Annotated in this window: 22 protein-coding genes; 12 read left to right on the top strand and 10 right to left on the bottom strand. The window is 64.0% G+C overall.

The window, feature by feature from the left end; translation table 11 throughout:
* Positions 1–226 precede the first annotated feature (226 nt).
* The 3 genes from JQ553_RS27045 to JQ553_RS27035 all read right to left on the bottom strand — a co-directional run bounded on the left by JQ553_RS27045 (position 227) and on the right by JQ553_RS27035 (position 2,611).
* A complete protein-coding gene (locus JQ553_RS27045) occupies positions 227–694 on the bottom strand; it encodes a YbaK/EbsC family protein (RefSeq protein ID WP_212503090.1) in 468 nt (155 codons plus the stop codon).
* A 158-nt stretch (positions 695–852) separates the two neighbouring features.
* Positions 853–1,689, bottom strand: coding sequence for a dienelactone hydrolase family protein (locus JQ553_RS27040; protein WP_212503089.1), 837 nt, complete (start codon positions 1,687–1,689; stop codon positions 853–855).
* A gap of 37 nt (positions 1,690–1,726) precedes the next feature.
* Entirely contained in the window at positions 1,727–2,611 is an 885-nt protein-coding gene (locus JQ553_RS27035) for an amidohydrolase family protein (RefSeq protein WP_212503088.1), read from the bottom strand.
* Positions 2,612–3,204: 593 nt separating this feature from the next.
* On the opposite strand from JQ553_RS27035, the gene ykgO reads away from it, so the two are divergent.
* On the top strand, positions 3,205–3,330 hold the full coding sequence (gene ykgO / locus JQ553_RS27030) for a type B 50S ribosomal protein L36 (RefSeq protein ID WP_006611362.1): 126 nt from the start codon (positions 3,205–3,207) through the stop codon (positions 3,328–3,330).
* Positions 3,331–3,447: 117 nt separating this feature from the next.
* A complete protein-coding gene (locus tag JQ553_RS27025) occupies positions 3,448–4,104 on the top strand; it encodes a M48 family metallopeptidase (RefSeq protein ID WP_212503087.1) in 657 nt (218 codons plus the stop codon).
* Positions 4,105–4,272: 168 nt separating this feature from the next.
* Here JQ553_RS27025 and JQ553_RS27020 read toward each other — a convergent pair whose 3' ends face one another.
* Entirely contained in the window at positions 4,273–4,449 is a 177-nt protein-coding gene (locus JQ553_RS27020; protein ID WP_212503086.1) for a hypothetical protein, read from the bottom strand.
* A gap of 328 nt (positions 4,450–4,777) precedes the next feature.
* On the opposite strand from JQ553_RS27020, the gene JQ553_RS27015 reads away from it, so the two are divergent.
* Together JQ553_RS27015 and poxB are read left to right on the top strand one after the other, a co-directional pair.
* Positions 4,778–5,740, top strand: a complete 963-nt coding sequence (locus tag JQ553_RS27015) for an alpha/beta fold hydrolase (RefSeq protein WP_212503085.1) — start codon at positions 4,778–4,780, stop codon at positions 5,738–5,740.
* Between the two features lie 138 nt (positions 5,741–5,878).
* Complete coding sequence (gene poxB, locus JQ553_RS27010) at positions 5,879–7,615, top strand: ubiquinone-dependent pyruvate dehydrogenase (RefSeq protein WP_212503084.1); 1,737 nt, start codon at positions 5,879–5,881, stop codon at positions 7,613–7,615.
* A gap of 69 nt (positions 7,616–7,684) precedes the next feature.
* On the opposite strand, the gene cycA is transcribed toward poxB, so the two are convergent.
* On the bottom strand, positions 7,685–8,077 hold the full coding sequence (cycA, locus tag JQ553_RS27005; RefSeq protein ID WP_212503083.1) for a cytochrome c-550 CycA: 393 nt from the start codon (positions 8,075–8,077) through the stop codon (positions 7,685–7,687).
* Positions 8,078–8,307: 230 nt separating this feature from the next.
* On the opposite strand from cycA, the gene JQ553_RS27000 reads away from it, so the two are divergent.
* Positions 8,308–9,801 carry an FAD-linked oxidase C-terminal domain-containing protein gene (locus tag JQ553_RS27000; RefSeq protein ID WP_212503082.1) on the top strand — a complete coding sequence of 498 codons (1,494 nt, stop codon included), beginning with the start codon at positions 8,308–8,310 and terminating at the stop codon, positions 9,799–9,801.
* 153 nt (positions 9,802–9,954) lie between these two features.
* Here the strand turns inward: JQ553_RS27000 and JQ553_RS26995 are convergent, their stop codons facing one another.
* Positions 9,955–10,290, bottom strand: a complete 336-nt coding sequence (locus JQ553_RS26995) for a putative quinol monooxygenase (RefSeq protein WP_212503081.1) — start codon at positions 10,288–10,290, stop codon at positions 9,955–9,957.
* A gap of 439 nt (positions 10,291–10,729) precedes the next feature.
* Here JQ553_RS26995 and JQ553_RS26990 point away from each other — a divergent pair, with 439 nt between their 5' ends.
* Together JQ553_RS26990 and glcF are read left to right on the top strand one after the other, a co-directional pair.
* Positions 10,730–11,968: an FAD-binding protein gene (locus tag JQ553_RS26990; RefSeq protein WP_212503080.1), complete on the top strand. Its 1,239-nt coding sequence runs from the start codon at positions 10,730–10,732 to the stop codon at positions 11,966–11,968.
* Positions 11,965–13,281, top strand: coding sequence for a glycolate oxidase subunit GlcF (gene glcF, locus JQ553_RS26985; protein WP_212503079.1), 1,317 nt, complete (start codon positions 11,965–11,967; stop codon positions 13,279–13,281). Before JQ553_RS26990 ends, glcF begins: the two co-directional genes overlap by 4 nt.
* A 143-nt stretch (positions 13,282–13,424) precedes the next feature.
* On the opposite strand, the gene JQ553_RS26980 is transcribed toward glcF, so the two are convergent.
* On the bottom strand, positions 13,425–13,691 hold the full coding sequence (locus JQ553_RS26980; RefSeq protein ID WP_212503078.1) for a hypothetical protein: 267 nt from the start codon (positions 13,689–13,691) through the stop codon (positions 13,425–13,427).
* A gap of 540 nt (positions 13,692–14,231) precedes the next feature.
* On the opposite strand from JQ553_RS26980, the gene JQ553_RS26975 reads away from it, so the two are divergent.
* Positions 14,232–15,245 carry a TorF family putative porin gene (locus JQ553_RS26975; protein ID WP_212503077.1) on the top strand — a complete coding sequence of 338 codons (1,014 nt, stop codon included), beginning with the start codon at positions 14,232–14,234 and terminating at the stop codon, positions 15,243–15,245.
* Positions 15,246–15,316: 71 nt separating this feature from the next.
* A complete protein-coding gene (locus JQ553_RS26970) occupies positions 15,317–15,823 on the top strand; it encodes an HPP family protein (RefSeq protein WP_212503076.1) in 507 nt (168 codons plus the stop codon).
* Between the two features lie 9 nt (positions 15,824–15,832).
* On the opposite strand, the gene JQ553_RS26965 is transcribed toward JQ553_RS26970, so the two are convergent.
* Entirely contained in the window at positions 15,833–17,575 is a 1,743-nt protein-coding gene (locus JQ553_RS26965) for an ABC transporter ATP-binding protein/permease (protein WP_212503075.1), read from the bottom strand.
* 308 nt (positions 17,576–17,883) lie between these two features.
* On the opposite strand from JQ553_RS26965, the gene JQ553_RS26960 reads away from it, so the two are divergent.
* Together JQ553_RS26960 and JQ553_RS26955 are read left to right on the top strand one after the other, a co-directional pair.
* Positions 17,884–19,548, top strand: coding sequence for an L-lactate permease (locus JQ553_RS26960; protein WP_212503074.1), 1,665 nt, complete (start codon positions 17,884–17,886; stop codon positions 19,546–19,548).
* Positions 19,549–19,755: 207 nt separating this feature from the next.
* On the top strand, positions 19,756–20,169 hold the full coding sequence (locus JQ553_RS26955) for an META domain-containing protein (RefSeq protein ID WP_212503073.1): 414 nt from the start codon (positions 19,756–19,758) through the stop codon (positions 20,167–20,169).
* A 34-nt stretch (positions 20,170–20,203) separates the two neighbouring features.
* Here the strand turns inward: JQ553_RS26955 and JQ553_RS26950 are convergent, their stop codons facing one another.
* Positions 20,204–20,893, bottom strand: coding sequence for a hypothetical protein (locus JQ553_RS26950; RefSeq protein ID WP_212503072.1), 690 nt, complete (start codon positions 20,891–20,893; stop codon positions 20,204–20,206).
* A gap of 177 nt (positions 20,894–21,070) precedes the next feature.
* Between JQ553_RS26950 and JQ553_RS26945 the strand changes: the two genes are divergently transcribed.
* Positions 21,071–21,268, top strand: a complete 198-nt coding sequence (locus JQ553_RS26945) for a hypothetical protein (protein WP_212503071.1) — start codon at positions 21,071–21,073, stop codon at positions 21,266–21,268.
* Between the two features lie 71 nt (positions 21,269–21,339).
* Here JQ553_RS26945 and JQ553_RS26940 read toward each other — a convergent pair whose 3' ends face one another.
* A complete protein-coding gene (locus JQ553_RS26940; RefSeq protein ID WP_212503070.1) occupies positions 21,340–22,539 on the bottom strand; it encodes a hypothetical protein in 1,200 nt (399 codons plus the stop codon).
* Positions 22,540–22,575: the final 36 nt, after the last annotated feature.

Genomic DNA, 22,575 nt, shown 5'->3' with positions numbered 1-22,575 from the left:
AAATTTCGGAACGAGCAGAGCATCGTGCGCAGATTGCAATTGAATTTCGGTCGAGGAAAAAGCGGTTACATGTGTAACACGCGGACCGCGCGCCGGAATCGACACCAGATGCTGCTTCCGGCTGGTGTCGGTCGCGGGGTCAGATGCGGCAGTTCGGCCGCCTCCGCATCGTCAGGCCCGCAGCTATTCCCGGTCGGGCTGCGCGCTTATGGTTCTGTCGCTGTTGTCAGGAGCGATGCTCGCAGACATCGATCCATTCGGCCGATGTCAGTTCCGCCATCCGTTCCGGCGTGATACGCACCGCGCTGTGGGTCGAGCCAGCGGCCGGCACCACGACGTCGAACGCCTTCAACGACAGATCGCAGTACACCGGCAGCGGCGTCTTGAGCCCGAACGGACAGACGCCGCCGACCTCATGGCCGGTGATCTCAGCGACCTCGTCGAGGCCGAGCATCTTGGGCTTGCCCCCGAACAGCCCCTTCACCTTCTTGTTGTCCATCCGCGAAGTGCCGCTGGTGACGATCAGCACCACGCGGTCGCCGACTCTTAAGCTCAGCGTCTTGGCGATTCGCGCCGGCTCCACGCCGTAGGCTTCCGCCGCCAATACGACGGTCGCCGAACTCACGGTGGATTCGATCACGGAGATGTCAGGCGCCTTCTCGGCGAAGAAGGCGCGAACGGACTCGAGACTCATCTGATCTGGGACCTTTGGGCGCACACCGGGGCGGGACGTTCGGAGAGATCGCGATCCGATGAGCGGACGCGATGCCGACGCTGCCCGTCTGCGTACGCAATGCCCGAAGCATCGTCAATGCCGGCAGCGTCGGGGCGAGACTGCCGTGATGGTCGCCGCTACTTCTCCGGTCCGCCGAGCGTGGCATACAGGAATTTCCTGAGCGCGTCGGCGGATTGATCCCGTACGGTCTCGTTGAATTCGAGATGGTGGCCGAGGAGCTTCGCCGGCGTGCTGTACTGGGGCACGTCGAAGTCGTGATAGGCGCCGGGATAGACGATCAACTCGATCGGATAGCCCTGATCTTTTTGACGCGAGATGCCGTAATCGTCGCGGCCTTCGGCCAGGTTTCGGCATTCCTTGGCCGGCGTCCAGTCGTCGAGCTCGCCGACCAGGATGAGGGTCGGCACGGTCATGTTGCCGTTGATGCCGAGGCAGGGCGGGTAGAAGGCCACAGCCGAGCGGAATTTCTCTGTCGCATTGCGTTCGATCGCGCCGCGCTCGACCGAGAACAGCGCGAGCCACGCGCCTTGGGAGAATCCGATCACCGCCACGCGTGCCGGATCGATCGACGGTTGCCGGGTGAGGTAGCTCAACGCGCGATAGGCATCATGAACGGTCGCAGGCGGCGCGCCGGCCGTGCAGCTGCTCGTGATGCCGCGCGGCCCAAACCGGTCGACGGTGAGCGTGACGTAGCCCCATCCCGCGAGCCGCTTGCCCCATCGTTCATCGAGCTGCCGCCAGAAGCCGCTGCAGCCATGCAACAGGATCACGGCGGGCAGGGGGCCTGCGCCGTCGGGCCGCCGCAAGTATCCTTGCAGCGGCTGCGGGCTCGCGAGCGGGCTTTCGAACTCGACCAGCACCGGAGGAGCATCGGATGCCGATGCAATGGTCGCACCCGCGCTCCCGAACAGGAGCGCGGCGAGGAGGGCGGCAAGTCCGGCGACGTTCGTCATGGACCACCTCGCGCAGCTTGCCGCCGATGATACTCCCTTAAATTCCCAAAATCCTCCGCGCGTTGGCTTTCAAGACCTTGGGCCGGATCTCCTCGCGGATGTCGAGTTTCGCGAAATCGGCAAGCCAGCGGTCCGGCGTGATCACCGGCCAGTCTGAGCCGAACAACATTTTGTCCTGCAGGATCGAGTTGATGTAGCGCACCAGGATCGGCGGGAAATATTTCGGCGACCAGCCGGAAAGGTCGATATAGACGTTCGGCTTGTGGGTTGCGACAGAGAGAGCTTCCTCCTGCCAGGGGAAGGATGGGTGCGCGAGGATGATCTTCAGGTCCGGAAAATCAACCGCGACGTCGTCCATACACATCGGGTTGGAATATTTCAGCCGCATCCCCATGCCGCCCGGCATGCCGCTTCCGACCCCGGTCTGCCCGGTATGGAACAGCGCAATCGCGCCGCCGTCATTGATCGCTTCATAGAGCGGATAGGCCATGCGGTCGTTGGCGTAGAAGCCCTGCATGGTCGGATGGAATTTGAAGCCGCGGACGCCGTACTTCTCGATCAACGTCTTCGCCTCGCGCACGCCGAGCTTGCCCTTGTGCGGGTCGATCGAGACGAATGGGATCAGCACGTCGAGATGCTCGGAGGCGGCTTCGAGCATCTCGTAATTGTTGTAACGGCGGAATCCGGTCTCGCGTTCGGCATCGACCGGGAAGATCACCGCGGCGATGTTCTTGCCGCGATAGTAGGCGGCGGTTTCCGGCACTGTCGGCGGATGCTTGTGCGGCGATTTGAAATACTCCGCCATCTGCGCCTGGAAGTCGTCATAGCCGTCGTCGCCATGCATGCCGCAGGGCTCCTCGGCGTGGGTGTGGATATCGATCGCGACGACCTTTTCGATATCGGGCAATTTGAGCTTGGGCATGGGCTGTTCCGGCGGCTTGATTTTCGGGTTCGGGAAATTGATTATATGATATAACGATTTTCGCAAGGTCCGCGAAATGGACAGGGGATCGGGCGGATGACCGCATCGCGGAGCGCGCTTGGCAAGGCCATTACCGGCCCGCCCAAACGCCGCCGTTCACTAATCGCGAAATCGTGTTTCGGGCGCAGTCGGGTGTGAGGCAGATCATATGGGCGCCGCGCAGGCGAGGCGAGAATGCAGCCTCGTATCGTGCACCGTCATTCCTCCCTGGTGCGGGCACGATTGGCTGCCCTCATGACTCGCTTGGACCCATGACGGCAGCGATGCGGCGGCCGAGAGAGGCTGGTCGAACCGATCGGCCGCCGCTGTTTTGTCAGCGATTTCAACGCCAGATCCGCTGCGCAGGCAGGTTCCCCGCGGGTTGCGCCCGGCGACAACCGGCGCGATTGCATTGACATCCGACCGTCCGATGGCTTAGAAGGCCTTCGTCCCGGGCGGCAGGGCCGCTCTTCGGGATAAACCCCGTTTTTGCCACTCTCGGGCATTGATCGCACGGCCTCCAACGCGGCCTTTCGAAGCAACAGGATTGTCCCATGAAGGTCCGTAACTCGCTGAAATCGCTGCGCGGCCGCCATCGCGCCAACCGTCTGGTCCGTCGCAAGGGCCGGGTCTATGTCATCAACAAGGTGCAGCGCCGCTTCAAGGCCCGCCAAGGCTGATTCCGAACGGTTGGTCCGGCCCGCGAAGCGTTTGCCGCCCGTTCATCCGTTACGCTTTCACAGGTGTTTGACGCCGCGCTGCTTTGCAGCGCGGTTTTGTGCGTCTAGACTTGCGTCATGAGATTGGCACGCTTGAGGACCCGCAACCGCTTTCTGGCGATCCTGATCGCCACGCTATTGATGGCGCCTGTCGCCGCGTCCGCGCAGGACGACCCCCGTGTCATTCCGCCGCCGCGCGCGCAGAAGAAGCTCCCGGAAGCCCCCAGCAAGCTGCCGAAGGTTCCATCCGATCGCACCCGTGGCCTCGATTTCCTGTTCGGCGCGCTGAAGGCCGCGCCCGATGAAGCGAGCGCCCGGCATGTCGAGGCGCGCATCTGGGCTCTCTGGTTGCAGACCCCGAGCGACACCGCGGCGCTGTTGATGGTGCGGTCCAAGGCGGCGATCGACGCCCAGAACTACGACATCGCACTGAAGCTGTTGGATGCGGTGGTCAAGCTGCGCCCCGACTACATCGAGGCATGGAATCGGCGAGCGACGATCTATTATCTGAAGAACGACTACACGCGTTCGCTCGAGGACATTCGGCAGGTCCTGGCTCGCGAACCCCGCCATTTCGGCGCGCTCGCGGGTCTCGGCATGATCATGCAGGAGATCGGCGACGACAAGCGCGCGCTGGATGCGTTCCGCAAGGCGCTGGCCGTCGATCCGTACCTTGAGAAGGTGCCGGAGATGGTCAAGCAGCTTTCCGAGAAGGTCGAAGGCCGCGATATCTGATCGCATCAATCAAGCACCATTGCCTTACGGCGATGAGCAAGAACGCCACCTGCGGGCGCAAGGCTTGCGCACCCGATGATCGGTAACTGTGCAAGAGATGATGGGACCGCCTGCTGCCGACGATGCGCCGGGAGCAAGCAACGCGTCGGAGCGTTTGATAGGCGCTGGCTAGTGCAGGAACTTTCCGCGGGCCACGCTGTCCTGCGCCGCCGCCGCATAAAACTGCTGCAACTCGGCCTCAAGATGCTCATTGACCAGCAAGAGCGCCCTCAGCGCTCCGCGCAGATCACCATTACAGCTCGCCACGATCTGGTCGATGGCCGCATCGCTGGGGTCGGAAACCATGGTACTCCTCCGAATAATCCCGTTAAACTCGTGGTTTGGTCTTGAGTTCTGCACACACTATGGACAGGACAGGAACTCTTTCGCTTTCGATCAAACCGCGCTTCGTGGCGAAAGTGCCACCGCCAATCTATAAAATGGCTAATGACGCTGGTATGAACCCGCTATCCACAGGCTTGGCGCATTGTGGAAAACGCCGAACCGCGATGATCCGCACAATGCGGCACCTTCCCCTACCCAACCGGATCATGCCGGCACCCTCGCGCCGCACGAAACCCGCCGCCGATGGCGCCGTAATTCGCCGGTGCCCGGGATAACCTTGGCCGTTTCAATGCTGACACTGACCGTCGTGATGGTGATAGCGCTGGCGGGGCTGGCGCTGGCCGCGCAGGCCGGAGTCCTGCTGATCGAGCGCGCCTTTCCGCCTCAGGGCCGTATGGTCGACGTCGCGGGCGCGACACTTCATGTCGTTGAGCTAGGTCCGTGCGATGCGCCGGGACTTCCGATCGTGATGCTGCACGGCGCAAGCTCGAACCTTCGCGTGATGCAGCAACCTGTCGGGGACAGGCTTGCTATGACCCATCGCGTGATTCTGATCGACCGGCCCGGCCATGGCTGGAGCACGCGCGATCGCCTGGCGGGTTCGACGCCTGCCATTCAAGCTCGGATGATCGGGGAGGCGTTGACAAAGCTCGGGATCGGCAAGGCGATCGTGGTGGCACATTCGTGGGCCGGCGCGCTCGGCCTGCGCATGGCGCTCGATGGTCCGGAGCAGATTGCCGGCCTCGTGCTGCTTGCTCCTGTCGCCTATCCCTGGAGTGGCGGCGTCGGCCGCTACAACAAGATGATCGCGACGCCGCTGATCGGCCGGCTGCTCGCCTACACGATCACGCTGCCGCTCGGCTATCTCGTTGCGGAATTCGGCGCAGACGGCGTGTTTGCCCCACAACAGATGCCGGAGAATTTTGTGAGGGACACCGCGACGCCGCTGCTGTTGCGGCCGCGCGAATTCATGGCCAATGCGCGCGACCTGGTGACACTGAAGGCCGCGGTCGCAGCGCAGGCGCCGCGCTACGCCGAGATCAAGGCGCCGCTGACGATCATTTCGGGTGACATCGACAAGACGGTGTCGACCGGCATCCACTCGCGTCCGCTCGCCGCCGCAGTGCCGAACGCCAGGCTGATCGTGTTGCCGGGCGTCGGGCATATGGTGCAGAACGCAGCGCCGGATATCGTGACCGCCGAGATCGTGGCAATGGCCGGACAGACAGCGCGGCACGAGGCAGCCCAATAGTGCCGGCCGTCAGGCCGACCACCGTACCACCTATCTGTTATCACCGTATGGCCTTGCCTGGTCGCAGCGCGGCGCACATCATGCCGGCCGGTCAACTGCGCCGAACCAGCGTTCGGGGCACAACAAAGGATACGCCTCATGCGGATCGACAATGTTGCGGACCTCATCGCCGAAACGCTGATCCAGGCAGGAGTGAAACGGGTTTTCGGCATCGTCGGCGACAGCCTCAATGGTTTGACCGAAGCGCTGCGCCGGCGCGAGACGATCGACTGGATCCATGTGCGGCATGAGGAAGTGGCCGCCTTCGCCGCCGCAGCGGAATCGCAGATCACCGGCGGCCTTGCGGTGTGCGCGGGATCGTGCGGACCCGGCAACCTCCATCTCATTAACGGGCTGTTCGACGCGCACCGCAGTCGCACCCCGGTGCTCGCGATCGCGGCCCAGATTCCGTCCGCCGAGATCGGCGGCGGCTATTTTCAGGAGACCCATCCGCAGGATCTGTTCCGCGAATGCAGCCATTTTTGCGAGCTGGTATCCGATACGGCTCAGCTTCCCTATGTGCTGGAAAATGCGATCCGCGCGGCGGTCGGCAAACGCGGCGTCGCCGTGCTGGTGCTCCCGGGCGACATCGCGCTGCGGGCGGCGCCAAAACGCGCCATCTCGCCCAATGCCGGGCTGTTGCCCGCCACTCCCATCATTCGTCCGGCCGAGCCCGGGCTGAACGCGCTGGCCGATCTGCTCAACGGCGGCAAACGCGTGACGCTGTTCTGCGGGCGCGGTTGTGCCGGCGCGCATGACGGCCTGATGAAGCTTGCGGAGGTGCTGAAGAGCCCGATCGTTCACGCGCTCGGCGGCAAGGATCATGTCGAATACGATAATCCCTATGACGTCGGCATGACCGGTTTCATCGGCTTCTCGTCTGGCTATGCCGCCATGCACGCCTGCGACGTGCTGCTGATGCTCGGGACCGATTTTCCCTACAAGCAATTCTTCCCGACCGGCATCAGCATTGCCCAGGTCGATATCCGGCCGGAGAATCTTGGCCGCCGCTGCAAGCTCGACCTCGGCATCGTCGGCGATGTCGGTGAGACCATCGCGGCCCTGCTGCCCCGACTCACCGCGAAGACCGATCGCAAGCACCTCGACGCCAGCCTCGCGCATTACAAGGAGGCCCGCGCGAGCCTCGACGATCTCGCGCGCGGCAAGCCTGGCCAGAAGCCGATCCATCCGCAATACCTGGCGCGGCTGCTCGGTGAGCAGGCTTCCGACGACGCGGTGTTCACGGCCGATGTCGGCACGCCCACGATCTGGGCCGCACGTTACCTCAAGATGAACGGACGCCGCCGCCTGATCGGGTCCTGGGTGCATGGCTCGATGGCGAATGCGATGGCCCACGCGATCGGCGCGCAGGCGTCGCAACCCGGCAGGCAGGTCATTTCGATGTCCGGCGACGGTGGCTTTGCCATGCTGGGGGGCGATCTCATCACGCTGACTCAGATGAAGCTGCCGGTGAAGGTCGTGATCTTCAACAACGGCGTGCTCGGCTTCGTCGCGCTGGAGATGAAGGCGGCGGGCTTCATCGAAACCGGGGTCGATCTCAAGAATCCCGATTTTGCGGCGATGGCCCGCGCCATGGGCATTCATGCTGTGAGGGTGGAAGATCCCGGGGAGCTCGAAGGCGCGATCCGCGGCGTGCTCGCCCATGACGGCCCGGCCGTGCTCGACGTCGTGACCGCGACGCAGGAATTGTCGATGCCGCCGACCATCACGCTTGAGCAGGTCAAAGGCTTCAGCCTGTGGGTGCTTCGCGCCGTGATGAACGGCCGCGGCGACGAGGTGCTCGACCTCGCCAAGACGAATTTGCTGCCGCGTTGAGCGCAACCGCGATCGCCCCGGTACATCGTCCAGGGCGGTCGCTGATCGATCGACACGGGTGTGATAGCGCTACTTCTGCTTACCGTCCTTGTCGAAGGACGACAGATAGGCCCAGAGGTTGTTCGCCTCGGTCTCGTTCTTGATGCCGGCGAAGGCCATCTTGGTGCCCGGGATCTTGGCCTTCGGATCCTTGATGTATTCGAGGAAGGTCTCCTTGTTCCAGGTGATGCCCGAATTCTTGTTGGCATCGGAGTAGTTGTAGTCCGGCGCCGTGCCCGAATGGCGGCCGTCGATGCCGTTGAGTTCCGGGCCGACCTTGTTCTTGGCACCTTCGCCGATCGCGTGGCAGGCCAGGCACTTGTTGAACGAGGTCTTGCCTGCGGCGGCGTCCTGCGCCACCGCGTTGGAAACGGCAGCCAGTGAGGTAACAGCAGCCAAGGCGCTCAAGGTCAGTATCTTCATGGGGTGCCCTTCGTTTCGTCCCGGAAAAGTGAAGTAGATTGTTTTTGGCATGGACCGCTCGCACTGGACAAGCCACGAAACCTTGACAGTTTCGGTGCCCGAGGACTTGCCCCAGAGAGAAGTCACGGCTCGCCCGCGCCGCAGCCTTGGGCGGACCTACCCAAGGGCAAGGGGACGTGGTTGACTTGCGGAAACAAGTCGATAGATGGCCAGAAACCGAGGAAACACCGATGTCCATCATGATGCCGGCTGCGGATCAGGCGGTGCTCAATCGCCGTGGCGAAATCGTGGCCGCGTTGCGCGCGATTGTCCCGGGCGAGGGCGTGATCGACAGCGCGGCCGAGATGCTGGCCTACGAGTCTGACGGGCTGACCGCCTATCGGCAGAGGCCGATGGTCGTGGTGCTGCCCGACACCACCGAGCAGGTCGCGCGAGTCCTCAAATATTGCCATGAGCATGGCATCAAGGTGGTGCCGCGCGGCTCCGGTACATCGCTGTCCGGCGGCGCACTGCCGCTCGAAGACGGCGTGCTGCTGGGCCTTGGCAAGTTCAAGCGCATCCGCGAGATCGATTTCGACAACCGCGTGGTGGTCACCGAGCCCGGCGTCACCAACCTGGCGATCAGCGAGGCGGTGGCCCATGCCGGCTTCTACTACGCGCCCGATCCGTCCTCGCAGATTGCCTGCTCGATCGGCGGCAACGTCGCGGAGAATTCCGGCGGCGTGCACTGCCTGAAATACGGCATGACCACGAACAACGTGCTGGGCTGCGAGATCGTGCTGATGTCCGGAGAGATCCTGCGCATCGGCGGCAAGTCGGCCGAAAACTCAGGCTACGACCTGATGGGGATCATCACGGGTTCCGAAGGCCTGCTCGGTGTGATCACGGAGATCACGGTGCGTATCCTGCAGAAGCCGGCGACGGCGCGCGCGCTGATGGTCGGCTTTGCCCAGGTCGAGGCAGCCGGCGAATGCGTGGCGCGGATCATCGGCGCCGGCATCATCCCGGGCGGCATGGAGATGATGGACAAGCCCGCAATCCACGCCGCCGAGGCCTTTGTCCATGCCGGCTATCCGCTCGACGTCGAGGCGCTGCTGATCATCGAACTCGACGGTCCCTCGGTCGAGGTTGACGAGTTGATCAGGCGGGTCGAGGCGATCGCGCAAGGCTGCGGCTCCGTGACCCTGCAGATCTCCAATTCGGAGGCCGAGCGCAATCTGTTCTGGGCCGGCCGCAAGGCAGCCTTTCCGGCGGTGGGCCGCATTTCGCCCGACTATCTCTGCATGGACGGCACGATTCCGCGCGGCGCGCTTCCGCAGGCGCTGGCGCGCATCCGCGAGTTCTCGGAAAAATACCAGCTCGGCGTCGCCAACGTGTTCCACGCCGGCGACGGCAATCTGCATCCCCTGATCCTCTACGATGCCAACAAGCCCGGCGAAATCGAGCGCGCGGAGGCGTTCGGCGCCGACATCCTGCGCTGCTGCGTCGAACTCGGCGGCGTGCTGACCGGCGAGCACGGCGTCGGCATCGAAAAGCGCGACTTGATGCCGGAAATGTTCTCCGAGATCGATCTCAATCAGCAGCAGCGGCTGAAATGCGCCTTCGACGCGCAGGGTCTGCTCAATCCTGGCAAGGTGTTTCCGACGCTGCATCGCTGCGCCGAACTCGGTCGCGTGCACGTGCACGGTGGCAAGCTGGCGTTTCCGGATATCCCGCGGTTTTAGAGCATGATCCGGAAAAGTGTGTCGCGGTTTTCCGAAAGGATCATGCTCAAACAAAGACATGAGATCATGATGCGATTCGACCTAATCGCATCTTGATCTAGACGATGGCTCGGTGGGAAGGGCTTGCCATGCAGGCCCTTCCCGTAGCGAGCCTTACAACAGCGCGTATTGCGTGCGCTCGCGCTTCGCCAGCAGCGGCAGCGCCTCGCCGGCGATGTAGCTCTTGAAATGCGCGCTGTCCTGATGCGCCTTGAACGCGGCCTCGTCGCGGAACAGTTCGTAGAACAGGAACTGGGCCGGATTGTCCTTGGCCCGCGAGATCAGGAACAGCTTGACGCCTTCCTCGCGCTGCGCTTCGGGCAGAAAGCGATCGAGGATCGCGGCGACCTTGTCGGCCTCGCCCGGCTTCGCTTCCCATTGTGCGACGATGAGCAGGCCGCCGCCGTCGACGGCGTCGCTGATCGTTTTCTGCGTTGCATAGTGATTCATTGCTCTGGCTCCTTGCTCCTGGGATCGGGATGTCGGCATCGTCCATGGCGAGAAATTGATCGCCAGGACCGCGCCAATTGCCGAGATCACCGACCGGCGGCTGAACATTTCGGCAGATTGCGGCCTGCGCCACGCTGGTGTCGATCGCTCCATGTCTGTCTCCATCGGTTCGATTCGATCGCGATCGGCGTCACCTTGTACCGACGGCGCGGCGGTCTCGTTTCGCCGGTAATCGAAATGTCGATGTCGTGAAAAAGGTTCGATACCGATCGAAGCGTCGATGTCGCTGGATTGTCCGCCGCGGGCATTTCCAGGCGGCGGCTTCGACTTGCTTGCGGCGCGACTGGATCGATCCCGCCGCCGGCCGTGACTTCGATCATCAAAAATATATTCGGGCGCAATTTGATTTTGGAGCCAAACTTGGCTACTCGCTGAAAGCGTGGATACACTCAAGGTAAGAGACGCCAAAGACGTCGAGGATGTGGTGCGCGCGGCGATCGCCGGCGAGCAGCCGCTCGAGATCGTTGGCCATGGCTCGAAGCGCGCCATCGGCCATCCGATGGCGACCAATGCGGTGATCGACGTTTCGGCGTTGAACGCGGTCACCTCCTATGAGCCGCATGAACTGATCATCACGGTGCAGGCGGGGGCGCCGCTCGCCGACGTGCAGTCGCTGATCGATGCCAGGAACCAGCAATTCGCCTTCGAGCCGATGGATACGTCGGTGCTGCTCGGCACGCCCGCGATCGGCACCATCGGCGGCATGATCGGCGCAGGCTTGGCCGGGCCGCGCCGCATCAAGGCTGGCGGCGTCCGCGACCATCTGCTCGGCGCGCATGCCGTGTCCGGCTTCGGCGACGGCTTCAAGAGCGGCGGCAAGGTGGTGAAGAACGTCACCGGTTATGACCTCTGCAAGCTGCTCACCGGCTCCTGGGGCACGCTCGCGGTCATGACCGAGGTGACACTCAAGGTGATGCCGAAGCCGGAGGCCGAGCGCACTCTGGTGCTGCGCGCCCTCGACGACGTCACCGCCAACAAGGCGATGACGGCAGCCCTCTGTTCGCCGTTCGATGTCTCGGGCGCGGCGCATCTGCCGGGCTCGGCGTTACGGGAGACGGCCGGCTCACTCGCGAGCCTCGCCGCATCCGGCCAGTCGGTGACATTGGTGCGGATCGAGGGCATCGCCGCTTCGGCCGCGAACCGGGCGGCCTCGCTCAGCACGACGCTGTCATCGTATGGGACGGTCGAAATCCTCGAAGACGGCGCCTCGCTTATGGTCTGGACCGCGCTCGGCGAGGTTCGGCCCTTTGCCGCCGATGGCGCGCTCGGGACCTGGCCGGTGTGGCGCATCGTCTGTCCGCCGGCCACGGGCGGCGCCCTTGGCCAGGCGTTGGCGCGGGAGACCGGGGGCGAGATATTCTACGACTGGGGCGGCGGGCTGATCTGGGCGGCACTGCCGCCCAGGCCGGACGCGCAGGCGGCGCTGCTGCGGAGCCGGGTCGAGGCGGCGGGCGGCCATGCGATGCTGCTCCGCGCGACCGAAGAGGTGCGCCGCAATGTCAATGTGTTCCAGCCGCAGCCCGCCGGACTCGCCGCACTCGGCGAACGCGTCCGCAACAGCTTCGATCCCAAAACCATCCTCAACCGTGGCCGGATGACGCGGAGCAAGGCCGCATGAAAACCGAATTCACGCTCGCGCAACTCGCCGATCCCGACATCAGGGAAGCCGACAAGATCCTGCGCGCCTGCGTGCATTGCGGCTTCTGCACCGCGACCTGCCCGACCTATGTCCTGCTCGGCGACGAACTCGATAGCCCGCGCGGACGGATCTACCTGATCCGGGAGATGCTCGAGAAGGAGAGGCCGCCGACGGCGGATGTGGTCAAGCATATCGACCGCTGCCTGTCGTGTCTCGCCTGCATGACCACCTGCCCGTCGGGGGTGCACTACATGCATCTCGTCGATCAGGCCCGGGTCCGGATCGAGCGGGACTTTGCGCGGCCGCCCACCGACCGGCTGCTGCGGTCGGTGCTCGCCTTCGTGTTGCCGCGGCCCGGCGTGTTCCGGCTCAGCATGACGCTGGCAAGGCTCGCCCGCCCGTTGGCCGCGCTGTTGCCGACGCCGGCCGTGGGTGCGTCGACCCCGGGCCTGTTGCAGCGAATCAAGGCCATGCTGGCGCTGGCGCCGTCTGGCCTGCCGCAGCCAGGCCCGGCCGCGGGCAGCGTGTTTCCGGCAATCGGGACGCGACGCGGCCGCGTCGCACTGCTGCAAGGCTGCGCCCAGCAGGTGCTGGCGCCGCGTATCAACCAGGCTGCCATCAGCGTGCTGACGCGGCACGGCGTCGAGGTGGTGCTGGTCAAGGACGAGCAATGCTGCGGCGCGCTGACTCACCATATGGGCCAGGACGGCGACGCGCTCAGGCGTGCGCGGGCCAACGTCACGGTGTGGCAAAGGGAAGCGGACCAGCGCGGCCTGGACGCTATCCTGGTGACGACGTCGGGCTGCGGCACGGTGGTCAAGGACTACGGTTACCTGTTGCGCGAGGACCGCGAATTCGCCGCGCCGGCGGCGCGAATCTCCGCGCTGGCAAAGGACGTCAGCGAGTATCTCGCAGGCATCGAACTCACTCCGTCGACGCAAAAAGGCGACGTCACCGTCGCCTATCACTCCGCCTGTTCACTTCAACACGGGCAGAAAATCACTCAACTTCCGAAAGAATTGCTTTCCAAGAATGGATTCGTGGTGAAAGATGTACCCGAGAGCCATTTGTGTTGCGGTTCGGCGGGGACGTACAACATTCTCCAGCCCGACATTGCGAGCAGATTGCGCGATCGCAAGGTCGCCAATATTGCGATGATCAAACCGGACATGATCGCTGCGGGCAATATTGGTTGCATGGTTCAGATTGCCGGCGGTACGTCTGTTCCTGTGGTGCACACGATTGAGCTTCTCGATTGGGCGACAGGAGGCCCCCGGCCAGGATTGAATTGATCGACTGCCACTCGAGCATGATCCGGACCTGGAGCCTTGCGCAAGCGCAACGTGGGGACCGGCGCTCCGACAGGATCATGCCCGGCGAGCGAACGGAGAGGTGCCCCCGCGAAGCACGCTCCCCATTCCGGCAAGCGAACATTTCACCGCGCGCGGCGGCCTCGAATCAACAGGAGGACCACCATGGCGAAAGCGAAGAAGACTAAAAAAGGCAAGAAGGCCAAAAAGGCTAAAAAGGCCAAGAAGACGCTAGCGGCAAAGAAATCCGCGAAGAAGTCAGCGAAGAAATCAAAGAAAAAGAAATCGGCAAAGAAGGCTGCCAAGAAGTCCGCGAAGAAAGCGAGGAAGATGCCGAAGGCGGCCGCGAGCAAGGCTGCGAAGAAGGTCGCCGCTCCGAAGAAGGCCGCCAAGAAGAGTGCGCCGAAGCGGCCGGCCGCACCTCGACCGCCGGCTTCCGAGCCTGCGCCGCAGCCGGCTCCGAGCTGGGCGACGCCGAGCCATGAGCCGGCTCCGGCCTGGAGTGCCGGCGGCCCTTCAGAAGGGGGCGAGCAGCACTAGGGACAGGCGACTCTTCAACGCCTCTGTCCGGATCGATTGCCAGGCCGCAGCGGCTCGCCGCTGCGGCTTTTTTGCGCTCCGTCGTCAGGACGGTCCGCGGACTTGCGGGTACGGCGATTCGCCGAACGAGGTCTTTGCGTCCTGCACGCGCTCGACGTTCCCTACGTCCGATCTGGGCTGCGGCACCGGATTTTGTTGTCCGGAAGCAACACTCGCCAATCAATGCGACGCCGGACCGTCATCGAGCCCAAAAAGTCAGCAGATGCTTGTCTTTTTGGCTTCAACAGATTGTCTGCGCACTTCACATTGATCACGCAAAATTTGGTTGCAGTCGGTTGTCGTTTGCCCGGGGGCCGCCGGAACCGATTGTTCAGAAAGCGATGGGGATCATCATGAAGAAACTAGCCTTGTTAGCAACGGCGCTAGCAATGATTTCGGGCTCGGCGATGGCTGCCGATATGACGGTGAAGGCCGTCAAGGCACCGCCCCCGCCCCCATTCGAGCCCTGGGATTTCGCCTTCGGCAGCGCCATCATGAACGACTATATCTTCCGCGGCATCACCCAATCCAACCACAACCCGTCGGTCGCCGCCTATTTCGAGCCGCGCTACAACGTCACCAAGGACTTGCAGTTCTACATCGGCGTGGCCGGAGAGAGCATCTCGTTCCCGAACCGCGCCGCGGCCGAAATCGATGTCTACGGCGGTATCCGCCCGACCTTCGGCGCCTTCGTATTGGACATCGGCGTGTGGGGTTACCTGTACCCCGGCGGAACCTGCTTCTTCGGCGCGCCCGCCGACGCCGCTGGCAACCCGCTGAGCCCGGAATGCGCGGCCAACTTCCTGCCGAACGGCAACGTCGCGAAGAGGGATGCGAGCTTCTTCGAAGTCTACGGCAAGTTCACCTACAACGTGAATGAAAACTGGGCGTTCACCCTGAACGAGTACTACTCGCCAAACTTCCTGAACCTCGGCTCCTGGGGCAACTACACCTCGATCATCGGCAAATGGACTGCGCCAAGCACCATCTTCGGGACCAGCGGTGTCGGCATGTACATCTCCGGCGAGTTCGGCCGTCAGTGGTTCGGCACCTCGGACTCCTTCTATGGCACCTCGTTTGCCGCGCCGGGATTTGCCGGCCCATTCCCGAACGGCATCAAAGAACCCGACTACAACACCTGGAATATCGGCATCGGCTTCACCTACAAGGTGTTCACGCTCGATCTGCGCTACTCCGACACCAATCTGTCGAAGGCCGATTGCAACGCGTTCACCAGCGACTACACATCGAGCTTCAACAACAGCTTCAGCAACATCAACCCGACTGGCGTCGGCTCCAACTGGTGCGGCGCCGCCGGCATCGCCAAGCTCTCGGCTGACCTGACCGCGCTGAGCAACTTGAAGTAAGATTTTTCCTCCAAAGATAAGGGGGCGGCAGAGCGATCTGCCGCCCTTTTTGTTTCTAGCGAGGACGTCGAATGAAAATGGATCTGCCGCGGACGGCAGCCGGAACGAACAAGTTGCGCCGCGATCTCATCGCCGGCACGGTGGCCGGCCTTGGCGGTGCGATCGCCATCGGCACCATGGAGTGGTTTTCGGTGAGCGCGCATTACCCGCTGGCGGCGATCCCGTTCGCGACCTCGATCGTGCTGGTGGTGGGATCGCCGGAGGTCGAACCGGCGCAACCGCGTGCCTTGATAGGCGGTCACGTGGTGTCGGCCCTGGTCGGCCTTGTCGTGCTGTGGCTGACCGGTCCGCACTCCTGGGCGGCCGCGCTCGCGGTCGGCCTCGCCATCCTCGCGATGTACCTGACCGACACCTTCCATCCGCCCGCCGGGATCAACCCGCTGCTGGTCGTTTCGCACAATCTGCCATGGTCGTTCCTGCTCGCACCGGTGCTCGCCGGCGCGTTGCTGCTCGCGGCCTTTGCGTATTCCTGGCACCGCTGGGTCAGCCGCAGGTTCTGGCCGCGGCCGCCCCGCTGATGGCGAGACCTATGACGCTGCGACCCTGGTGGCGTCGCGCAAGGTGAAGCGGTCGCCGTCGCGAACCAGCGCGACCTTTCGCTCGTGGAAGGTGTCAAGGGTCGAGCGGTGCCCGATCGATACGATCGTGGTCGCCGGGAGCCGTTCGGTGACGAGCCTGTAGAGCGCCGCCTCCGACGGCTCGTCGAGCGACGCAGTCGCTTCGTCGAGGAACAGGAAGTTCGGCGCATGCAACAGTGCCCGCGCAATGCCGAGCCGCTGCTGCTCGCCGAGCGAGAGCATCCGGTTCCAGTGCGCCTCCTCGTCGAGCCGCGTGGCGAGCTGCGGCAGGCCGACGGCGGCGAGCACGTCGCCGACCCGCCCCGCATCATATTGCGCGGCTTCGCCCGGATAGACGACGGCCGCATGCAGCGAGCCGATCGGCAGATACGGGCGTTGCGGCAGCATCATCAACGCCGCGTCGGTGGGGATCTCGATCGCGCCGTTGCCGAATGGCCAGATGCCGGCGACCGCGCGAAACAGCGTCGACTTGCCGGCGCCGGAGGGGCCGGTGACCAGTGTCCGCTCGCCGGGACGGAAACTGAAATGGTTCGCCGACACCAGCGGCGCGCCGTTCGGCAACCTGACCAGCAGTTGCGGCAGGGTGATCTCGGCACCGGCCGCGGGCGCAGTGCGAATCGAGGCGGGATCGCTGGCGAGCTTTTCGGCGCTCCCGATCGTGCCCTCGAACCCGTCGAGGCGGGCGACCACCGCGCGCCATTCGGCCATGGTGCGGTAGACCGAGACGAAGAAGGAGAGCGCATCCTGCACCTTGCCGAAGGCTTCCGAGGTCTGCAGCAGCGCTCCGAGCTGGATCTTGTCGGCGAAAAAGGCGGGCGCGGCCAGCACGAAGGGAAACACCACGGCGGCCTGCGCATAGCTTTGCGTGAAGGCGGTCAACCGCTTGGTCCGGCTCATGATGCCGTACCAGTTGCCGATGACCCGGGCGAACCGCTCCGACAACCGCTCGTGCTCCGCCGGTTCGCCCTTGAGCAGCGCGATCTGTTCGGAATTCTCGCGAACCCGCACCAGGTTGAAACGGAAATCGGCTTCCAGGCGTTGCTGGTCGAAATTGAGGTTGACCAGCGGCGAACCGATCCACTGCGTCAGGATCGTGCCGAATATCGCGTAGATCAGCGCCGCCCACACCAGATAGCCGGGAATTGAGAAATCACCGCCGAACAGCAGGAACGGCGCCGCCGCCGACAGCCCCCAGAGGATGACCACGAAAGACGCGAGCGAAACGATCGAGCTCAACAGGCCGACGCCGATCGCGAGCGTCTGGCTGACGAACAGCTTGACGTCATCGCTCATGCGCTGGTCGGGGTTGTCGGCCGCGTCGCCGGCGAGCTGCATGCGGTAGTGATTCGCGCCGTGCATCCAGCCGGCCAGATATTTGTTGGTCATCCAGTTGCGCCAGCGGATCTGGAGCCACTGGTTCAGATAGAGCTGATAGACGCCAAGCACGACCGAAATGGAAGCGAGCGCGCAAAACACCAGCATCTCGCGCTTGAAGCCGTCCCAATCCTTGTTCTGCAGCGCATTGTAGAAGCGGTTGCGCCATTGGTTGACCAGCACGTCGTTGCCGACGAGCAGAAGCTCGATCAAGATCACCGCCCCGAGCAGGCTGCGGCCCGCCCATTTGTCCTCGGAGTTGAAATAGGGCGTCGCGATGCGCCACACCGTTGCGAGCGTCGAGCGAATGTTGTTCACAGATTATCGTCTCCGGGGGGATGGCCCGCAAAGGCCTGAAAAATCGGGACAATCGGAAACGACCTAGACCAAAGTCGTAGGTCGGCATGCAAGCGTTGGCTTGTCCCGCCGTTGGAGTCAATCCTAGCATGGCGGGAACGGCGAGGGGCGGGGACCTTCAGGTCGCGGCGACGATGTGAGCGAATTTTCGGATCGTCGATCCGCGAACCGGGGTTGGCACATCCACTGACACCCGCGATCACGCCAGCAGCGCCCGGACCGTTCACGCCGGCCAGCGCACCGCAAGTTGCGTGGGGAGGAGGCCGAACATGTGGAACCAAGTTTACAACCCGCTCGGAAACGCAGCGCTGTCGACCATCGCGGCCGCCATTCCGGTAGTCACGCTGCTGGTGCTGATCGCCAGCGGCAGGGTCAAGGCGCACATCGCCGCCATCATCGCCGTGGTCGTGACCAACCTGATCACGATCTTCATCTTCACGATGCCCGCGAACATGTCGATCCGCGCCACGCTGCTCGGCGTCGTCACCGGCTTCTTCCCGATCGGCTGGATCGTGCTCAACGTCATCTTCCTCTACCAGGTCACGGTGGCGACTGGCCGCTTCGAACTGTTGAAGCGGGCGGTCGGCGGCGTCACCGAGGACCGGCGCCTGCAACTCCTCCTGATCGCGTTCTCGTTCGGCGCCTTCTTCGAGGGTGCCTCCGGCTTCGGCACACCGGTCGCGATCACCGGCGCGGTGCTGATCGGGCTCGGCTTCTCGCCGCTCGCAGCCTCCGGCCTGTCGCTGATCGCCAATACTGCGCCCGTTGCCTACGGTGCCCTGGGCACGCCGATCCTGGGCCTCGCTTCCGTCACCGGCCTTGACCCCTACGTCCTCGGCGCGATGGTCGGCCGGCAATTGCCGGTGTTCTCGCTGATCGTGCCGTTCTGGGTGGTGTGGGCGTTCGCAGGCTGGCGCGGCATGAAGGAGGTCTGGCCGGCGATCCTGGTCACCGGCGTCGCGTTCGCCGTCCCGCAATTCGTGATCTCGAACTACATCAACCCCTGGATCGTCGACATCGGCGCATCGCTGATCTCGATGGGTGCGCTGATCCTGTTCCTGAGGGTCTGGCAGCCGAGGGAGCTCTGGCTGTCGCCGGCGCTGCGGCACCACGATAACTCGGCCGCGACCATGACGGCGGCGAAGCCGTTCGACAGGACACCGCTGACGCAATCCGAAATGTGGAGCGCATTGCTGCCTTGGATCATCGTCTGCATCCTGATGCTGATCTGGGGCAACGGCGCCTTCAAGTCCTGGGCGAACGTGAACTTCGTCTGGAACTATCCGGTGCCGGAGCTCGACAAGCTGATCAACAAGGTGCCGCCGGTGGCGGCCAAGCCGACGCCGGAAGGCGCCGTGTTCGGCTTCACCTACCTGTCCTTCACCGGCACCGGCATGCTGATCGCGGCGATCATCTCGGGTCTGCTGATGGGCTTCTCGCCGATCAAACTGATCGCGGAATACGGCCGCACCATCCGCCTGTGCGCGATCTCGCTGATCACGATCTCGGCGATGCTCGCGATCGGCACGTTGACACGGCTGTCCGGCGTCGACGCAACGCTTGGCCTCGCCTTCGCGGCGACTGGCGTGCTCTATCCCTTCTTCGGCACGCTGCTCGGCTGGTTGGGTGTCGCGCTGACCGGATCGGATACCGCGTCGAACGTGCTGTTCGGCAATCTGCAGAGGATCACGTCCGAACAGCTGGGCCTGTCGCCGATCCTGATGGCCGCCGCCAACTCGTCCGGCGGCGTGATGGGCAAGATGATCGATGCGCAATCGATCGTGGTCGCCTCGACCGCGACCAACTGGTACGGCCACGAAGGTTCGATCCTGCGCTACGTGTTCCGGCACTCGATCGTGCTGGCCTGCCTTGTCGGCCTGTTCGTGACGCTGCAAGCCTATGTCTACCCGTTCACGCTGATGGTCCTGAAATAGGCGCGGCGCCTGCCCGATCGGCGGACAAATCCCCGCGAGCGGCAAGCTCGCGGGGATTTGGTTTTGCAGAGGAATTTTATCGCGCCCAAGCTGGCCAAGGGCGTCCATGTCCAATACAAGGCGCCCGTCAGGGCGTGACAGGGAGGCGAGCCAACCGGTCTTGCGGAACCATTATGCTGAGGCGAAGTGCGATTTCGAGGGCGTGGCATGATTTCGGTCGGGCGGATTTTGAGGGGCGTCGCAGCCTTGGCGCTCATGGTCGCGGCGTGTGGATCGAACCCGGCGGGGGCCCAGGAGGAATTCCCGTTCGGCCTCGAGATAACGCTGGATGCCGCGCGCATGCCGGGCTCAAAGAAGATTCCCTCGCTCGACATCGGTGACAACGGCGAGGTGGTGCTCGAACTCTGGTGCAAGGGCGGCAAGGGCCAGTTCTCGGTCGCCGGCAACACCATCGTCTTCGTTCCCGGTGCAATGGAGACGCGCAACTGCCCGGCGGACCGCGCGCAGGCCGATGACGAGCTGATCGCCGCGCTCGGTGAGGCCACGAGCTGGAAGCGGCAGGGCGACTTCGTCACGCTGGCCGGCGCGAAGATCTTGCGCTTCCGCATCAACACCAATTGATCGCCTGACAACGCCGCCCGGCGGCCTTCGGCGGCTACGGCGTCGCGATCAATCCGCTTGCGGTAGCGACGATCCAGCGATTGCCCCAGCGCACGATCGAGTCGACGCGGCCGATACCGGGGATCGTGTCGCCGCGTGCGGCCATTTTGATGCCATCGGGTCCCTCGAGAACGGCAGTTCCGTCCCGTACCTCGATCACCGTCCATCCCGAAATCGTGGTCGGCCGCGTTTCCGGCGCCGGCGCCAGCGGTTGGCGCATCGCGAGCACCACGCCGGAATCGCCCGGATTTGCCGGGGCGGCTGCCGCCGCAGGCAGACGTGCGCCGGGCAACATGCTCGGGGAGGGCCTGGGAATGCTTCCCGTAACAGCGGGATCATATGTGGACGCCGTCCTTCGGGCGCCGTTACTCCTGCTGATGGGCCGCGCGTCGGCAACGTGAGGGGCGGGTGTATCCTTCTGTGCCATCTGGCCGGAGCCGAGCGCGCCGGTGAATTCAGGCCAGTTCAGAGCCCCCACCCATCCGAGCACGAAACTTGCCACCACCGCCGCTGCGACCAGGGACATCGTGCGCATGCGATCGCCAAATGGCTCCCGCACCATCAGAACCTCATCGCGGGTGGCGCTTGGGAAGTCCCATAGGTCCACCGGCCGCTCCGGCAACCGGCCGCCGGCCGCGTCGTTCGACCAGATTCTTCCAATGATACCCGGCTCACCGTCTTGCATGGCGTGACCTACGTTCGCGACGCGATGATGATCCCGGAAGCTAAATCGAGTCTTAACGATCGGTGGCCGGACTGCGGCGCAGCGGCATTGAGCAGATCTCGGCGCCTGGTCGCTCGGGAAACGGGTGGCTCGCCGGTTCGGACCTCCTACGATGCCTCCAACACACAGGAGTCCACCATGCGCGAATTCCACTCGATCGCCGCGCTTCGCGGCGAGGGGCTTCGGCCCGAGTTGCAAGCGCTGTTCGATCGTCCCGCGGTCGACTCATATTCCGAGTTTTTCGCAAGAGACGACGGGATGATCCAGTCCGGTCCGGACCCCGCTTCCGAGGCAGCCCGCGAGAACGTCGTGCCTCTCGCGAAAAGAGCGGCCTGATCAACGATCATCCACGTCGCTCTGCAAGTGAAGACGCGGACGCCGCTGTCTTCGCGAAAGCAACGAAGGAGCTATTTCCACACCGAGTTGTCGGCATCCCAGCGCTGGCCGCGAAACTCCTTGGCGAGCGCCTCGATCGAGCCGTTGTCGTCCCTTGGCTCGCCGCCCTCCTCGTCACCGCTGGTCTCTTCCGAGAGGTGCAGCTTCGGTCCCGCGCCATCGTCGCTCGTTGATATCACCGGGCTCGAGACCCACAGCATCAGCCGGTCGGAACCGCCCGGCTTGTCGGATGATACCAGCGCCGTGACTTCGACATTCTCGGTGAGGCCGAGTGCCGGATAGATCGGGCTCGGGCGCTTCAGGATCAGTTTCAGCTTGCCGGTGTTCGGGTCCCACGATGCGGATGCCGGCTTGGCCGACAGCGTCCTTGCCAGCACGTTGGAGATTGCGGCCGCGATCTTGTCCTTGTTGATCCTGTCGCCGCTCGTCCAGTCCGCGCGCGCAAAGCGGATGGTGCGGTCCATCTCGACCACGCCGCTGGTCCAGCCCGCCGCGGTCACGCCCGGCGCGGATTTGGCCTTGGCGAGCAGCGCCGCGGCGCGCTCGGGATCGACGGTGAGGCTGATGGTCTGCTCGCCGGCGCGCATCGCGTCGCACGAGACGGCGAGGCTGCTGGCGCCGACCTCGACCGGTTCGCCCTTCAGGCTCTTGAGGAAGTCGCGCGCGGAATCGAGCTTGACCCGCACGCCGACCGATTCCGGCGAGACCTCGGTGAAATCCTTAGGCTGCGGCGTGATGCCGTCGTCGGTCGTCTGGTTGTCGAGGAATTCCTTCTCGCTGAGGTCGGAATTGTCTGATGAGGCGACCTCGGTCACGGTCTGGCCGATCGTGATCTGGCCGCGGAATTCAAAGCTGTCGCCGGTCTGCTTGCGGTTCAGTTTCACGGTGACCGGCTGCTTGTCGGCAACGCTCTGCGTGGTGCCCGAAAGGGTCTGGCCGTTGACGGCGAGGTTGGCGATGAAGCGGTCCTTGCGGTCGGAGCCCTTTTCGGCGGGATAGCAGACATCGAGCACGGCTGCCGTGACCGTTTTGCCCTGGCGCGTCTCCTTCAGCACCGCATCGGCATTGCCGTCCATCAAGCCGTCGATCGCGGTGAAATAGCGCGTCTCGGGACCGCCGGCTCCGCCCTTGGGCTGAAGTTTCATCTGGGCAAACGCGACGTCGGAGCACATCGTCACGAGACCGAACAGGCAGAGCCACAGCGCGCGCATGCGAATGTCCTCGACAGGCAGAATCGGTTTCCGAAT

Source organism: Bradyrhizobium lablabi (assembly GCF_018131005.1).
Lineage (GTDB): Bacteria > Pseudomonadota > Alphaproteobacteria > Rhizobiales > Xanthobacteraceae > Bradyrhizobium > Bradyrhizobium lablabi_D.
Note: the sequence above shows the minus strand (reverse complement) of the source record. Positions and strands in the feature narration are given on the sequence as shown.

Coding starts and splice junctions, on each gene's coding strand:
- JQ553_RS27045 (WP_212503090.1), bottom strand. CDS start 694: ATGAGTCTCGAGTCCGTTCGCGCCTTCTTCGCCGAGAAGGCGCCTGAC.
- JQ553_RS27040 (WP_212503089.1), bottom strand. CDS start 1,689: ATGACGAACGTCGCCGGACTTGCCGCCCTCCTCGCCGCGCTCCTGTTC.
- JQ553_RS27035 (WP_212503088.1), bottom strand. CDS start 2,611: ATGCCCAAGCTCAAATTGCCCGATATCGAAAAGGTCGTCGCGATCGAT.
- ykgO (WP_006611362.1), top strand. CDS start 3,205: ATGAAGGTCCGTAACTCGCTGAAATCGCTGCGCGGCCGCCATCGCGCC.
- JQ553_RS27025 (WP_212503087.1), top strand. CDS start 3,448: ATGAGATTGGCACGCTTGAGGACCCGCAACCGCTTTCTGGCGATCCTG.
- JQ553_RS27020 (WP_212503086.1), bottom strand. CDS start 4,449: ATGGTTTCCGACCCCAGCGATGCGGCCATCGACCAGATCGTGGCGAGC.
- JQ553_RS27015 (WP_212503085.1), top strand. CDS start 4,778: ATGCTGACACTGACCGTCGTGATGGTGATAGCGCTGGCGGGGCTGGCG.
- poxB (WP_212503084.1), top strand. CDS start 5,879: ATGCGGATCGACAATGTTGCGGACCTCATCGCCGAAACGCTGATCCAG.
- cycA (WP_212503083.1), bottom strand. CDS start 8,077: ATGAAGATACTGACCTTGAGCGCCTTGGCTGCTGTTACCTCACTGGCT.
- JQ553_RS27000 (WP_212503082.1), top strand. CDS start 8,308: ATGTCCATCATGATGCCGGCTGCGGATCAGGCGGTGCTCAATCGCCGT.
- JQ553_RS26995 (WP_212503081.1), bottom strand. CDS start 10,290: ATGAATCACTATGCAACGCAGAAAACGATCAGCGACGCCGTCGACGGC.
- glcF (WP_212503079.1), top strand. CDS start 11,965: ATGAAAACCGAATTCACGCTCGCGCAACTCGCCGATCCCGACATCAGG.
- JQ553_RS26975 (WP_212503077.1), top strand. CDS start 14,232: ATGAAGAAACTAGCCTTGTTAGCAACGGCGCTAGCAATGATTTCGGGC.
- JQ553_RS26970 (WP_212503076.1), top strand. CDS start 15,317: ATGAAAATGGATCTGCCGCGGACGGCAGCCGGAACGAACAAGTTGCGC.
- JQ553_RS26960 (WP_212503074.1), top strand. CDS start 17,884: ATGTGGAACCAAGTTTACAACCCGCTCGGAAACGCAGCGCTGTCGACC.
- JQ553_RS26955 (WP_212503073.1), top strand. CDS start 19,756: ATGATTTCGGTCGGGCGGATTTTGAGGGGCGTCGCAGCCTTGGCGCTC.
- JQ553_RS26950 (WP_212503072.1), bottom strand. CDS start 20,893: ATGCAAGACGGTGAGCCGGGTATCATTGGAAGAATCTGGTCGAACGAC.
- JQ553_RS26945 (WP_212503071.1), top strand. CDS start 21,071: ATGCGCGAATTCCACTCGATCGCCGCGCTTCGCGGCGAGGGGCTTCGG.
- JQ553_RS26940 (WP_212503070.1), bottom strand. CDS start 22,539: ATGCGCGCGCTGTGGCTCTGCCTGTTCGGTCTCGTGACGATGTGCTCC.